The sequence below is a fragment of the Streptomyces sp. NPDC059534 genome (assembly GCF_042743475.1).
In the GTDB taxonomy this organism is placed as follows: domain Bacteria; phylum Actinomycetota; class Actinomycetes; order Streptomycetales; family Streptomycetaceae; genus Streptomyces.
In genome coordinates, this window is sequence record NZ_JBHWAQ010000054.1 from 23,035 (window position 1) to 36,418 (window position 13,384).

Genomic DNA, 13,384 nt, shown 5'->3' on the forward strand with positions numbered 1-13,384 from the left:
ACTGGGCCCGCATCGAGGTCCGCCCCTGGCATCGCCCCGACCGCACGCACTGGGGGTGGCGCCGAGGCGCCGGGCGGCCGGGTCGTATCAGGCGGGCAGGTGCCAGATCTGGTTCGAGGTGCCGTTGCAGTCCCAGATCTGCACGATGTTGCCGTTGGTGCTGTCGAAGCCCCGGACGTCCAGGCAGCGGCCGGACTTCGTGTTGACGATCGCGCCGTCGCTCCGGAGCCACCACTGCTGGGCGATGTTGCCGTTGCAGGGGCCGGTGTGCACCTGGGTGCCGTTGCCGGTGCGGCCGTCCCAGATGTCCAGGCACACGCCGACGGCGCGGATGGTGCCGTCGGCGCCGATCTTCCACCTCTGGTTGACGTTGCCGAGGCAGTCCCAGATCTGGGTGGGCGTCTTGTTGGCCGTGCTGCCGCCGCGCACGTCCAGGCACTTGCCCGCGAAGCCGCTGACCTGCCCGACCGGGCCGGCCGGGACAGCGGGTCCGAACGAGACGCCACCCCCCCACCACATGCCCGTACCGAAGCAGCTCGCGGAGGTGGTGGTGTCGCCGGTGACCCAGCCGCTCCACGCCTGCGAGAAGGTGTACAACCCGGTATTGAAGTCATAGCTCGCGCAGGTGCCCCCGACGCTCCAGGTCTGCATCGGGTCGAGGCCGGTGCAGGTGGCGGACTGGCCGGCCTCGGTGCAGCTCCCGACGCCGCCGGGGCCCGGGACGGTCGCTGCGGACTGCTGAGCGGCGGGGGCGGGGCTCTCGGCGGCGTTGGCGGCGGGCGCGGTGAGCGCGGCGGCTCCCGCGAGCAGGGCGGTGGCGAACAGTGCGGCAGTACGGCGCATCGGAGGATCCTTACGGAGACGGGGAACCGGTCAACCCACCTGCCAGGTAATCGTGGTGACGATGTGACAGTTGCGCGGGTCACGTGAAAGCTTCGGATGCGATGTGAGCACGGTCAACAACGCGGGGTGGAGATCACGCCAGCGGTCCGTCCACGGGAGGCGTTGGGAGATCGGGCGACCGGCCGCAGCGCAGCAGGCGGGCCGCCCGACCGATCCGGCCGGAATACGCACGGCCCGGGGGCTCACACCGGACCTTCGCCGGTCAACCGTGCCCGGCCTGGCAGCAAGCACCACCTGATTCGCCTGGCTCCACCAGTTCAAACGCCTCCGGATCCGCTACGAGATACGAGCCGACCTCCACCTGGGACTGCTCCAACTCGCTTGCAGCATCATCTGCTTGCGACGCCTCCGAACGTCATTCTGAAATGCTCGGTTAGACACTGAGGGGCCCGCGGCATGACTCGGTGCACAGGCGTCCCGAGGGGGTTCCCTATGTGTTTGGTCAAGTTCGAAGGCCAGTAGGTCTGTGGCGTCGAGGGTGTGGCCGAACCGTGGGGGTGTGCATGAGGGATAGCCAGGTGACGATCAAACTCACGAGTGACGAGGCACTGGTGCTGTCGCACTGGCTGGAGAAGCTCCAGATGACGGACCTCAGTCGTGTTGTCGACGATCCGGCGGTCTGGGAGCCGATCCATCGGATCGCCGGAACTCTCGACAAAGCGCTTCCCGAGCTCTTCGCATCCGACTACGAGCAAGCAGCAGCTTGAGGCCGCTTGCCAGAGGCTGCGGCCGGAAGACTGATCAAACGTCCTGGACATCGGCGACCGTTGGGCCGGAGCTTGGGGGGGTCGCCGTCTGGCGACGCACCCAGCCCTCCGGCACCAGCCGCTGGGCACCAGTGACCGACAAGGGCGGAGTCTTCGGACCCGGACGACTCAGGCCCCACCAACCACGAATCTCCGACTCAGGTCACTCAGGTCACTCAGGCTGCGACAGGGCCTCCCGAACGGCGTCGATGCCGAGGGCCAGGTCCGCGTGGAAACTCTGATGGAGCTCGAAGTTCCGCGTCATGTCGACGTAGTAGCCGTCCGGCAGGGTCGACTCGGCACGTGAGAGGTCGCTGTTCAGTTCGTCGAGCTGGTGGATCATCCGGTGAGTGTCGCTGAGGGACTGCGTGAGGGCCTCGGCGAGCGAGCCGCCGGGCTGAGGGGAGGAGTCCGCACCGGGCTGGTGCGACGCGCGCAGCGCCGCCCGCACCGCCGCGCGCCGGAACTGGGCCAGGGCTAGAGACGCTTCGATGCCGTCATAGGAGACCTCGTTCGTCCAAGGGTCGTCATGGGCCAGGCCCGCCGCCAGGAAGCCGACGCGGCGCGGGATGCCGAGGTCCTTCACCGCGTCGAACATCGGCGCGGCGAGCGCGGCGTCCTGTGCCAGTGCGACCGCGAATGCCCGGGCGTCCTCCCTCGGGAACTCGTCCCTGGCGGCCCGTGTCCCGGACCTCTCGGCCTCCCGCCGGAATCGCTCCACCTGCAGAGCGAGCACCGCTCCGAGCCGTACGGCCGCCAGCTCGACCGCGGGAAACGCTTCGAGCACGGCCTCGCGGCCCTGCGCGTCGCACCCGGCGAGGCCGGCGGCGTACGCCCGAACCCCGGCCGGCGCGGGCTCGGCCAACGAGTGCAGCACGGGTGCGCCGAAGGGCGCCACAGGGAGTGAGGGGCCGAGGTTCCACAGCGGCGGTACGGGAGCGCGGCGGGCGGTGGTCCCGTCCGCGGAAATGAAGCCGCTGACCTCCTCCAGCCCGGCCCGCAGGTCGAGTACGGGATCCAGCGCGGCGGCCAGCTCGCCCAGCAGCTCCGCGAACCTGACGTCTGCCTCCGCGAACCCCACGGCCTCCCCCGGCACCTCGGCCCCGCCGGCCTGCCGTGGCCCCGTCTGCGCTCCGAGCAGTCTGCCGACGTGGCGCAGGGTGCGGTGCACCTTCGGCATCGACAGGCCCAGCTCGTACCCGATCGCTCCCGGCGCACAGCCGGCCAATCGAAATGCGATGACGTTGAGTTGACGCTCGTTCAACGCTCCCAGCGGGGCGAGAGCCACCACCGTCCTCACCTGCACCAGGGCGTCGGTGCTGCCCTTGCCCAGGAGGGCGGGCACCCTCCGGTGCGCTGGGCGAAGCGCCCCGCAGCCCCCGCCGACGATCATCCGGCACGTCCAGGACCGCAGCGCCTGCGCGGTGACCACGGGGGTCCTGGGGTCCTTCGCGGCCCCGGCCACGTTCGCGTCCAGCAGGTCCATCCACCGCCGGGCCACTGCCATCGAGTCCTGGGCAAGTCGCGCCGCCTCCACCAGGTCCGCGCCCCGCAGCAGCGACAGGGCGACAAGCGGCCCCGCATGCGCCCGGTAATAGTCGCCGAACCCGACCCCGCTGACGGAAACCGAATCCGCCGGATCTACCGCCACTGGCCGAACACCCCTGCCCTTCACGCCACTTGTCATTCCAGTCGGAGTTCAAGGTAGCGGCTCGACGAAGTTGACGGGCTCAGCGTCAACCTCGCTGTCGCCGAGGACAAGCTCGCCCAGCTCGACGCCGAGCAGGAACGAAGGTCCGCTGCAGTCGATCTCGGGCTGCCGGCTCCCGGAGGTTGCGGGGCGCACCAGCTAGTTCGGGGCCGCCCCGGCGAGGGCGGCCCCGAGCTAGCCGCGCCTAGAGGTAGTGGACCGAGAGGGTCACCGAACCGTCGAGCGGCACCTCGCTGGTGAGCGTCAGGCCCTGGGCCGGGGCGATCGCGGCTGAGATACCGAGGTCCGTGGTCCGGCCTTGGACGGGGGTCGGGGCCAAGCGGATCTGGAGGCTGGGTGCACGGCCCTCCGTGTTCGGGGCGGTGCGATCGTCGGGCGCGGCATCCACGATCGCGGGAAGCTCAGCGGCGAGCGCTGCTGCCAGGTCGGCGGGGGTCCTACAGCCACTGGCGGCAACTACTGCTGCCCCAGCGGGGATCTTCGTCGGTGAACTCACACGGGCGCCATGACCCAGCCTTAGACCGACCGGCAAATGGTGGGTGGGGCAGCCCAGGCGGGCCCGAACGCAAGGCAGGCACGAGCCTGAGGGATCATGGAGTTCTTGACGCTCTGTGATCACCCGGAGGGCTCGTGCCTGCGGTCCCAGCATGCCTTTCGGAACCCCTGTGGGACCACTTCGCCGCTCTGCTGCGGTGCGGAAGGGATACGCCGAGAGCCATCCGCTGAGTTGCCACCCGGCGACGGATTCCAGACTGGACCGCCTTCGAGTACATCGTGCTCGCGCTGGTCCACGGCTCCGGCTACGCGTCGTGGACTTCCACCTCTACCTCGCCGTCACTCTCGTCAGGCTCCGCATGCTCATCCGACGCTCGACGAGCCACTACCGCTGGGACGGCCGCCCCACCACCCGACGCCTCAAGTGATCCATCTGCCGGTCGGCCTCAGCCCCAGTCCTGCAGCTGCTGGAGCAGGTCGGCGTCGCCCTCGATCCGCAGCGAGCCGGCCGGGATGCGCATGTACATGAGCAGGGCCATCTCGCTCGCCGTGCCGTAGATGGCGGCGGTGGGCTTGCTCTCGGCGGCCTCCGCCGCGGTGAGGCGGGTGAAGCGGGAACCGGCGGCGTCCACCGTCTGGCGCCAGGAGCCGGCCTCGGCTGCGTGGTAGTCCATGGTGGCGGGCTCGCCCGGCCACGGGACCGTGCCGGTGCAGACGGTGGCGAGGAACTCCTCGATGGCGTCGCCCGCCTCGGTCGTCGGCAGCTCCTGCGGGGTACCGGAGGCCAGCTGGGCGTCGTAGGTGTGGATCAGCGATTCCGGGACGCGGCGGCGGGCCACGGCGGCCACTGTGTGCGGCGAGGCCAGCGGCTCCCACCAGGCCCAGCAGCCCCGGTCCGGGCCGGCCTCGCGCAGAGCAGTGAGCAGCTGCTCCGTCGAGTCGGCCAGCCAGGTTATGAGCTCCTCGCGCTCCCTGGGCGCCGCCAGCCCGTCCTTGCTCGGCCGTTCGTCGCCCGGCGCGGTGTTCAGCACGATGTAGGCCCAGAAGCGGTCCCCCTCACTGAGGTGGTTCGCCAGGTCGTACAGCGTCCAGCCCGGGCAGGACGGGACGTCGGCGTCGAGGCTGGGGGCCGCGGCGACGGCGGCGCGGAACGCGGCGGAACGCTCGTCAATCATCCGCAGCAGGGTGGGGAAGTAGAGATGATCAGTCACGCAGACCTTGTATCACCCGGACCGGGACTCTCGCACTCGATTAAGACCGACCGGCAGATGGATCACTTGAGGCGTCGGGTGGTGGGGCGGCCGTCCCAGCGGTAGCGGCTCGTCGAGCGTCGGATGAGCATGCGGAGCGTGACGAGAGTCGCGGCAAGGTGGAGGTGGAACTCGACGACCGCGCCGTTCCTCTCGGTGCAGCGCCGGAGCTTGCCGTAGCCGTTCATCCACGAGTGCGTCCGTTCCACGGTCCACCGCTTGCCGGCCTGGATCGGGGCGGGTACGCCCTTGCGGGCGATCTCACCGGTGAAGCCCAACTCCCCGAGCAGAGTGCGGGACTTGTTGTTGTCGTAGCCCCGGTCGAGGTTGACGTTCACGTCCTCGGGCAGGGGTCCCACCTGTCCGATGGCCGCTTCGAGGGTCGGGACGAGGAGAGGCGAGTCGTGGCGGTTGGCCCCTGCGGCGACCAGGCCGAGCGGGACGCCGCACGCTTCGGAGGCGAGCGAGCGCTTCAGGCCCTGCTTCCCGCGGTCGACCGGGGACCGGCCTGCGCACTCGCCGCCGCACGGGGCCTTGGTGATGAGCCGTCGACGGATATCTCGGGCAGCTCCAGGCCGATCATGCGGTCGTACGCCTAGAGCGCGATGGCGTGGACGGCCTCGGAAATCCCTTGCGCGGCCCACTCTTTGAGCCGTCGGCGGATGGTGCGGTCGGAGCATCCGGGACTGGACAGGCGCTCGTAACCCGAGCCGTGGACCAGCGCGAGCACCACGTGTTCGAACACGGTCCGGTCGGGGATTCTGCGGCGGTGGCAGCCGAGCGGGTGCCCCGCGGCGGAACTGAGCAATAGTCAATACCTGTGGATGGCTTGGTCATGGCGGCGGGTTGATTCCCTGGATGGCCTGCCAGCGGGAGCGTGGGGCAGCTGACGTGAGGAGTTGAACTCCTGTGCCTCGGAAGGTCACGAGCGCGGTGTGGACGGGGTCGAGTTCCTCGACCGAACGTCCGAAGTAGGCGAGGATCTGCGTCAGCTCCAGGTCGATGGCTTCTGCCGAGTCGCGGATGCGGTCGAAGCGGGCACCGCGGCGAACCGGCCCGAGCATGCAGCGCACGGTGGCGGTGGCCTCGGCCGGGTTCACGATGGTGACCCGATCGATCTGCAGTTCCACCTCGACCACGTGGCTGCCGGGGTTGAGGGGCTCGGTCATGCCGCCGCCTCGGTGCGCTCGACCAGGATGCCGTTCTCGAAGCGGGCGCCGGAACGGACCAGGGCGACGAGGTGGGCACCGGTGATCGCGCGCCAGCGTTCCTGGGCGGACTCGACAAGCTTGAACACCATGGCGAGGGCCGCGGCGGAGCTGCCGGCGCCGCGGGTGACCTTGGTCCGCAGCTTGACGGTGGAGAACGTCGACTCGATCGGATTCGTGGTCCGCAGATGGATCCAGTGCTCGGCCGGGAAGTCGTAGAACGCCAACAGCTCCTCGGCGGCGTCGGTGATCCTCGCGACGGCCTTCGGGAACTTCGCGCCGTAGGCCCGTGCGAACGCCTCGATCGCCTTCCCCGCATGGGTGCGGTCCTCAGCGTTGTAGATCTCCTGCATTGCCTTCAGCGCGCCCGGCTGTGCGGATTTCGGCAGGGCATTTGTGACATTCCTGGATTTGTGAACCCAGCACCTCTGATGCCGCGCCGCGGGGAACACCTCCCGAAGCGCCTTCCACAATCCCATCGCGCCGTAGCCGACGACGAGTTCGGGGTCGCGCATGCCCCGTCGGCGGCAGTCCCGCAGCAGGTCCGCCCACGACCCTGTCGACTCCCGCAGCCCCTCCGCCAGCGCGATCAGCTCCTTGGTCCCGTCGAGGCGGACCCCGAGCAGGACCAGCACACACGAGTGGGCCTGGCCGAGCCGGACCTTCAGGTGGACGCCGTCGGCCCACACGTAGACGAAGTCGCGGTCCGACAGGTCCCGGGCCTGGAACGCCGTGTGGTCGTCGCCCCACTGCTTCGTCAGCCGCGTCACGGTTGCCGGCGGCAGCCCGGCGGCCGAGCCGAGGAACTGCTCCAGTGCCGGCACGAAGTCCCCCGAGGACAGACCGTGGAGGTAGAGCAGCGGCAGGACCTCGGAAACCTTGGGTGACTTGCGGCACCACGGCGCCAGAATCTTCGAGGAGAACCGCTTCCGTTCGCCGGTGGCCTCGTCGACGCGGCGGTCGTTCACCCGCGGCGCGCTCACCTCCACCGGGCCGGCCGCGGTGGCCACGGTCCGGGGCCGGTGGCGGCCGTTGCGGACCACCAGGCGATGCCCGCGCTCGTCCATCTCCGCCGCCAACTCGGCTATGTACTGGTTGACTTCCGCCTCCAGCGCAGCGGCCAGCATCCGCCGGGCCCCCTCGCGGACGATCTCGTCGATCAGGGAGCCGGACTCCGTCGAACCGTCGGCGTTCACTACGCTGAGCAAGGGCGTGCCTTCCCGACCCGCGCTGCGAACACGGGCCTACTCGGTGACCATCACAGGATCATTCGGGAAGGTACGCCCTCCGCACCCAACCCGGGGCTGATCCACAAGTCCTGAGCATTGCTCGGCGAACTCCGGCCGAGTGGGTAGGAGTGCGGCGAACTGGTCCCAGAGGGGGTCGAGCAGACAAGATGGCAGCGCGGGCACGGCTGTCCTTCGTGATCACTGAGCGTAGAGAACTCCATGATCACGTGGACCCGTGCCCGTTCTGCCGCCCGGGCCACCTCGCCGACACCTATTTGCCGGTCGCTCTTAGTTCAGAGAAGCCATCGCCTCGGCGAACGCCGCGCTGATCGGCGCGCAGTCCGCGATCGAGCCGGCGCAGGTGTGGGGAAGCTGGCGGCGCGGCGGGGGAGCAAGCCGGTCAGGGAGTTAGTCCATCAGGGGTGCGAAGGGAGCGCGGTGTCACCGCGTCCCGTTCCGTGAGGTGGCTGCCCATGGTGGTGTTCAGGTCGGCCATGAACGCTTCGAACTGTTCCAGGAACTGGGGCGGGTAGTGCGCCATCGTGGCGTCGAGGCGGTTGGCGAGCGGGCCGAAGAACTCGTCCGCCCGTTCCTGGATGTGCCCGCCGCTGCGCAGCGTGACGATGCGCCGGTCGGAGTGCTCGCGGGCCCGCGTGATGTGCCCCGCCGCTTCGAGGCGGTTCAACAGTGCGGTGGTGGCGCCCGTGGACAGGGAGATCCGCTCGCTCAGCCGCGCCGGTGACAGGGGGGTGCCGCGCTCCTCGGCGGCGGCGATCTCCAGGACCGCGGTCGCGTCGGTGGAGTGCAGGCCCAGCCAGGCGGCGAAGCGCCGACTGAGCTCGGCGTAGTGGCCGCCGTAGATCCTCAGCGACTCCATCAGTTGCTCCCGGTGCTCCGCGACGTCGTCGCGCACTGCTTCCTCCATGCCTCCGCCCTTCTCTCCTGCCGCGCGGTCCACGCACCCCGCTTTGACAACCTACCGCCACCACTTTACCTTCACGATGGAATTACTTCACCATGGAGGTACCTGGCGTGCGTGACCCCTCCCCCACCCCTGACGAGACGACCGAGCCCTACCGGTGGCGATGGCTGATCCTGACGGTGATGATCGTCGCGGAGATCATGGATCTCCTGGACGCCTCGATCGTCAACGTCGCCGGACCGGACCTGGAGAGATCCCTCGGTGCCGGTTCCGTCGGACTGCAGTGGGTGATCGGCGGCTACGCCCTCACCCTGGGCGCCGGGCTCGTGCTCGGCGGTCGACTCGGCGACCGCTACGGCCGTCGCCGGATGTTCCTGATCGGACTTGCGGCCTTCACCGCGAGCTCCCTGCTGTGCGCGGTCGCGCCGAGCATCGAGTCACTGATCGCCTTCCGCCTGCTGCAGGGCACCGCCGGAGCGATGCTGCTGCCCCAGGGCCTGGGTCTGCTGCGGGAGAACTTCTCCGGCCCCGAACTCACCAAGGTCTTCGCGATCTTCGGACCCGTCCTCGGCCTGGGCGGCATCATCGGCCCGGTCCTGGGCGGCTTCCTCATCGAGGGCGACTTCTTCGACCTGGGCTGGCGGTCGGTGTTCCTGATCAACCTGCCCATCGGAATCGCGGCACTGATCATCGCCGCGAAGTTCGTACCCAAGAAGGCGGGCGACCGCGCGGTACGGGTCGACATGACCGGCGCCGCCCTGGTCGTGGCGTCCTGCGCCCTGCTGGTGCTGCCGCTGAACCAGGGGCAGGAGAACGGCTGGCCGCTGTGGACGTGGCTGTCCATGGCCGCCTCGGCGATCGGTTTCGCCCTCTTCGCCCTCCAGCAGCGCCGCACGGCCGCCGCGGGCCGCGAGCCGCTGGTGACCCCGGGCCTGCTGCGCAAGCCGGCCTTCACCGTCGGACTCGGCGGCATCGCCCTGTTCTTCGGCGGGCTCATCGGCACCCAGCTCGTCCTGACGCTGTTCCTCCAGATCGGCCGGCACTTCACCGCCGGTGACGCGGGACTGGGCAACCTGCCCCTCGCGGTGGGAACCGCGATCGGCGGCGCCATCAGCGGCGCGTTCCTCGCGGACAAGATCGGCCGCAAGGTGCTGCAGATCGGACCGCTCGTCCAGCTGGCCGGCGCCGCCGTGCTGTGGTTCGAGCTCGACGGCCTCGACGCCGCCTCGTTCTCGATCCGGGACATCGTTCCCGGCACGGCGGTGACGGGCGTCGGAGCCGGCATGGTGATCGCCGCCCTGTTCAGCTTCATCCTGGCCGCGGTCGACGACGACGAGATCGGATCCGCCTCCGGCGTCCTGTCGGCAGTCCAGGCGGTCGGCGGATCCATCGGCGTCGCGGTCTTCGGCTCGGTGTTCTTCGGCCAGGCCAAGACCGGTGACTTCACCGGGGGCTTCCACCGCGCGCTGATCGTCCAGGCATGTCTGCTGGTGGTCTTCCTCGCGATCACCTTCCTGCTACCCAAGAAGGGCCGCCCCGAAGAAGAGCAGCACGGCATCACGCCCGAGACCGCAGCCGACGACACCGGCACCAAGCAGCACCTCACCGTCTGAGACCCGGCCGGGGACCGTACGCGAAGCGGCCCCGGCCAGCCCCGGAAGGTCTGGGTGGACGGAGGCTACCGCCAGCACCTCGTCGAGCACGCCGCCACCCTCGGCATCGACATGGAGATCACCACACGCAAGCCCAGGACCAGGGGATTCACCCCGATCCCCAAATGCTGGGCGGTCGAGCGGACCTACGGCCGGATCATGCTCCACCGCCGCCTCGCCCGCGACTGCAAAACCCTGCCCACCCGCTCCGAAGCCCTCATGCACCTCGCGATGACCGGCCTCATGGCCCGCCGCCTCACCGGCGAGAACACCCTCTCCTGGCGCGACCCGACACCACAGACCAAACAGCCGATCCCGGGATAAAACAGCGGGATAAGACGACCTCTCAGCGAGATCGGCGCACAGCTCGTGGGTCCACGGCCGCCCGGGCCACTGATCATCGTGGACAAGGGCGCGTCCGTGAAGACGAGGCCCACCGTCTCGGTATCTGCGGTGAGCCGAAGCGCCTTCGGCGAGCTGATGAGTGCGGTCGCCTCATTATCAGGTGCCGCCGCTCACGCGCACGTACCTGGGGCAATCGGGGCGAGTCTACGCGCGCAGAATCATGCGGCCAAAGCGGACGACATGCGTCCCGAGGGCTACCCGCCAGTACCTCCGCCCTGCTAGAAGTGTCGCGTTCAACCAACTCACCTCCCACGCTTTGGATTTGAGGCTGATCGCCATGCTCTGGCGAAGAATCGCGCTGTCTGCATCGACCGCGCTCGCAGTGGCCGCCGCCACCCTCGGACTCGCTCAGCCGGCCTCCGCCGCCGGCGCCCGCTATGTGGCTCTTGGAGACTCGTACTCCTCCGGTGTGGGCGCGGGCAGCTACCTCGCGGACAGCGGCGACTGTCGTCGCAGCGCCAACGCGTACCCCCGCTTGTGGGCAGCGGCCAACTCCCCCTCCTCGTTCTCCTTCACCGCATGCTCTGGTGCGACCACCGGATCCGTACGCAGCGGCCAGCTCGGCCCTCTGAACTCGTCCACGACCCTCGTCAGCGTCACGGCGGGCGGCAACGACGTCGGGTTCGCGGACATCATGCAGACGTGCGTGCTCAACAGCGAGGCCACCTGCGTCGCGGCCGTCGACGCCGCCGTCGCGAAGATGAACGGCACGCTGCCCGGCGGGCTCTCCGCCCTTTACGGAGACATCCGCAGCCGCGCGCCCCAGGCGCACGTGGTAGTCCTCGGGTACCCCCGGTTCTACAAGCTGTCCGGAAGCTGCATCGTGGGACTCAGCGAGACCGAACGAGCGGCCATCAATCGTGGCTCCGACGTCCTCAACGGCGTTCTGGCAAAGCAGGCGGCGAACGCGGGCTTCACCTTCTCCAGCGTCGTCGACGAGTTCACGGGCCACGAGATCTGCTCCGCGGACTCCTGGCTGCACAGCCTGTCCGTACCGGTGTACAACTCCTACCACCCCAAGGCAGCCGGGCAGTCGGGCGGATACCTGCCCGCCTTCCGTTCGGCCGCCTGACCGCTTGCCGGGACAGGCGAGCGCCCCCGGCCGACCTGGCGGACCGCGCGCCTGGATAGAGGCTTGGCTGAGGCTTGGCCCAGGAGGGCAATGCTGCCGACGCCGGCAAGTGCTGCGTCTTTGAGTCAGGCACGGGACGCCGGCTGATACCGGCCCGGCGGTGCCCCGAACGAAGGGACCGGACCGGGCGCGCGGCGGCCCAGTCCGGTCCCATGTCGTATCCGGGTCACGTCAGTGCGCGGTCTCCTTCCTGGGCCGCTTCGCGCTGTCGCGGCTCTCGCCGTAGCCGTTGTCGCCGTAGCCGTGTTCGCCGTCCTTGCAGCCGCCGTAGCCGTAGTCGTCGGGCGGGCAGGCGGCGGGGATGCGGAGCCGGACCGGGGGGCTTTCGACGGTGGCGCCCTCGGGGCCGGTGCCGGTGGCCCTGGCGGTGTTGGTGACGTGGCCGGCGCGGGCGTCCTCCTCGGCGACCGGGTATGTGGCGCGGCAGGTGGCGTTGGCGCCGGGTGCCAGCGTCGTCGGTTCGCAGACGACGTCCGCGGCGCGGTCGTCGGTGACGGCGATGTCGTCGAGGGAGGTCGAGCCCTCGTTGGCCACGGTGTACGTGTAGGTGATCCGGTGCCAGGCCGTCCCGGTCCGGAACTTCCGCACGACCCCGTTCGGCACCCGGCGGTCGTCCAGCCGCTTCCGCCCCCGCAGCGACTCGGGCAGCAGTGGCCGGGCGAACTCCCACTCGACATCGGACAGTTCATTGCGACGTGTCACGACACCGTGATCCACCACCCGAGATCATTTGAAGACACTGCCCAGTACGGCTTCACCAGGATCGCCTTGCGGACCAGACGACGACCTGCGAGGCGAGGCAGACGGTGGCGGAATACCGACACGCACCAAGGACGCGTTAGGCGGGCTGCGGGGCCGGCATTGCCGGAGCGGCCTGGACCTTGCGAGTCTCGTGCAATATCAGCAGGCCGTTGACCACCATCAGTGTCGCGGTCAGGCAGTGGACGCCGAGGGCGGTGGCCACGGAGCCGTGGTGGGCCAGCACGGTGGTCATGTCGCCGTACGCGGCGAGGGCCTCCACCAACAGCGCCCAGCCGAGCGCCCGGCGGTGGCCCGTCACCAGCAGAATGCCCAGGACCAGGGCCAGGACGACGTCGCGGATTCCCTTGATGATCAGGAAGCCGCCGCCGTCACCGGACGGCCAGCTCGGTAGGCCGAAGCTCGGCGCCGTCGTCTCCGGGCTCAGGATGAACTCCGATCCGAACCAGAGGATGAAGAGGATGAAGGCGGCGGCCAGGATGGTGTTGATCTTCTTCAGCGACATTGTTCTTCTCCATGCGAGTCTTCGTCGGCTTGGTGAGCTTCGTGGAGCTTGCTGAGTCGCGTGGGGCCTGATCAGGCCGCGAGGGCGCGGCTGATCGAGGGGCGTGGTTTGTCGGGATCGCGGTTGCGGGCTCTCAGTGGCAGCCGCATTCCCAGATCTCGGGAGATCGGTGGCCCGCTGCTGCCCGGGAGGGTGGGGGATCGTGCGCCACCAGTGCGGTTTCGTCCGGTGAGCTCAGGTGAGGGCTGTGACGAGCAGGGTGAAGGCGGCGATGATGACGGCGACGCGGGCGTAGTGGTAGCGGTCCCAGCGGTTCATCTGCTGCTTCCAGTCGGCGGGCCGGTTCTCGGGGGTCCAGGTCTTGCCCTGGTTGTTGATCGGGACGAGCAGCAGGATCGACATGATCACGCTGAGGATCAGCAGTGCGCCGGCGGTGACGACGAGGCCGGTGCCGGGGTGGTTCCATC

The 13,384-nt window shown here is 69.4% G+C and carries 13 protein-coding genes and 4 pseudogenes; 6 read left to right on the forward strand and 11 right to left on the reverse strand.

What is annotated here, in order from left to right:
* Positions 1 to 87: 87 nt before the first annotated feature.
* Complete coding sequence (locus tag ACFVZH_RS36280) at positions 88 to 843, reverse strand: ricin-type beta-trefoil lectin domain protein (protein ID WP_384904288.1); 756 nt, start codon at positions 841 to 843, stop codon at positions 88 to 90.
* Between the two features lie 298 nt (positions 844 to 1,141).
* Between ACFVZH_RS36280 and ACFVZH_RS36285 the strand changes: the two are divergent.
* Positions 1,142 to 1,267, forward strand: a pseudogene (locus ACFVZH_RS36285) (IS5/IS1182 family transposase); the annotation flags it as partial.
* A 154-nt stretch (positions 1,268 to 1,421) separates the two neighbouring features.
* Positions 1,422 to 1,610 carry a hypothetical protein gene (locus tag ACFVZH_RS36290; RefSeq protein WP_384904290.1) on the forward strand — a complete coding sequence of 63 codons (189 nt, stop codon included), beginning with the start codon at positions 1,422 to 1,424 and terminating at the stop codon, positions 1,608 to 1,610.
* A gap of 211 nt (positions 1,611 to 1,821) precedes the next feature.
* Here the strand turns inward: ACFVZH_RS36290 and ACFVZH_RS36295 are convergent, their stop codons facing one another.
* Complete coding sequence (locus tag ACFVZH_RS36295) at positions 1,822 to 3,300, reverse strand: hypothetical protein (RefSeq protein WP_384904292.1); 1,479 nt, start codon at positions 3,298 to 3,300, stop codon at positions 1,822 to 1,824.
* Between the two features lie 244 nt (positions 3,301 to 3,544).
* A complete protein-coding gene (locus tag ACFVZH_RS36300; protein ID WP_384904294.1) occupies positions 3,545 to 3,679 on the reverse strand; it encodes a hypothetical protein in 135 nt (44 codons plus the stop codon).
* A 478-nt stretch (positions 3,680 to 4,157) separates the two neighbouring features.
* On the opposite strand from ACFVZH_RS36300, the pseudogene ACFVZH_RS36305 reads away from it, so the two are divergent.
* A pseudogene (locus tag ACFVZH_RS36305) lies at positions 4,158 to 4,283 on the forward strand (IS5/IS1182 family transposase); the annotation flags it as partial.
* An 18-nt stretch (positions 4,284 to 4,301) separates the two neighbouring features.
* Here ACFVZH_RS36305 and ACFVZH_RS36310 read toward each other — a convergent pair.
* From ACFVZH_RS36310 to ACFVZH_RS36330, 5 genes and pseudogenes are all read right to left on the reverse strand, one after another.
* Positions 4,302 to 5,066, reverse strand: coding sequence for a maleylpyruvate isomerase family mycothiol-dependent enzyme (locus ACFVZH_RS36310; protein WP_384904296.1), 765 nt, complete (start codon positions 5,064 to 5,066; stop codon positions 4,302 to 4,304).
* Between the two features lie 62 nt (positions 5,067 to 5,128).
* A pseudogene (locus ACFVZH_RS36315) lies at positions 5,129 to 5,892 on the reverse strand (IS5 family transposase); the annotation flags it as partial.
* Positions 5,893 to 5,938: 46 nt separating this feature from the next.
* On the reverse strand, positions 5,939 to 6,274 hold the full coding sequence (locus ACFVZH_RS36320) for a hypothetical protein (protein WP_384904298.1): 336 nt from the start codon (positions 6,272 to 6,274) through the stop codon (positions 5,939 to 5,941).
* Positions 6,271 to 7,521, reverse strand: a complete 1,251-nt coding sequence (locus ACFVZH_RS36325; protein WP_384904300.1) for an IS256 family transposase — start codon at positions 7,519 to 7,521, stop codon at positions 6,271 to 6,273. Before ACFVZH_RS36325 ends, ACFVZH_RS36320 begins: the two co-directional genes overlap by 4 nt.
* Positions 7,522 to 7,942: 421 nt before the next feature.
* Positions 7,943 to 8,467 (reverse strand): MarR family winged helix-turn-helix transcriptional regulator, encoded by a 525-nt coding sequence (locus ACFVZH_RS36330; RefSeq protein WP_384904302.1) that lies wholly within the window; start codon positions 8,465 to 8,467, stop codon positions 7,943 to 7,945.
* A gap of 107 nt (positions 8,468 to 8,574) precedes the next feature.
* On the opposite strand from ACFVZH_RS36330, the gene ACFVZH_RS36335 reads away from it, so the two are divergent.
* The 3 genes and pseudogenes from ACFVZH_RS36335 (at position 8,575) to ACFVZH_RS36345 (ending at position 11,593) form a co-directional block, all read left to right on the forward strand.
* Positions 8,575 to 10,077, forward strand: a complete 1,503-nt coding sequence (locus ACFVZH_RS36335; RefSeq protein ID WP_384904303.1) for an MFS transporter — start codon at positions 8,575 to 8,577, stop codon at positions 10,075 to 10,077.
* Between the two features lie 42 nt (positions 10,078 to 10,119).
* Positions 10,120 to 10,440, forward strand: a pseudogene (locus ACFVZH_RS36340) (IS5/IS1182 family transposase); the annotation flags it as partial.
* Positions 10,441 to 10,798: 358 nt separating this feature from the next.
* Positions 10,799 to 11,593, forward strand: a complete 795-nt coding sequence (locus tag ACFVZH_RS36345) for an SGNH/GDSL hydrolase family protein (RefSeq protein ID WP_384904305.1) — start codon at positions 10,799 to 10,801, stop codon at positions 11,591 to 11,593.
* 231 nt (positions 11,594 to 11,824) lie between these two features.
* Here the strand turns inward: ACFVZH_RS36345 and ACFVZH_RS36350 are convergent, their stop codons facing one another.
* From ACFVZH_RS36350 to ACFVZH_RS36360, 3 genes are all read right to left on the reverse strand, one after another.
* Positions 11,825 to 12,355: a hypothetical protein gene (locus ACFVZH_RS36350; protein WP_384904307.1), complete on the reverse strand. Its 531-nt coding sequence runs from the start codon at positions 12,353 to 12,355 to the stop codon at positions 11,825 to 11,827.
* 136 nt (positions 12,356 to 12,491) lie between these two features.
* Complete coding sequence (locus ACFVZH_RS36355) at positions 12,492 to 12,917, reverse strand: DUF4267 domain-containing protein (protein WP_384904309.1); 426 nt, start codon at positions 12,915 to 12,917, stop codon at positions 12,492 to 12,494.
* Positions 12,918 to 13,151: 234 nt separating this feature from the next.
* Positions 13,152 to 13,384: anthrone oxygenase family protein (locus tag ACFVZH_RS36360; protein WP_384904311.1), on the reverse strand; the 233-nt coding region annotated here is incomplete at its 5' end.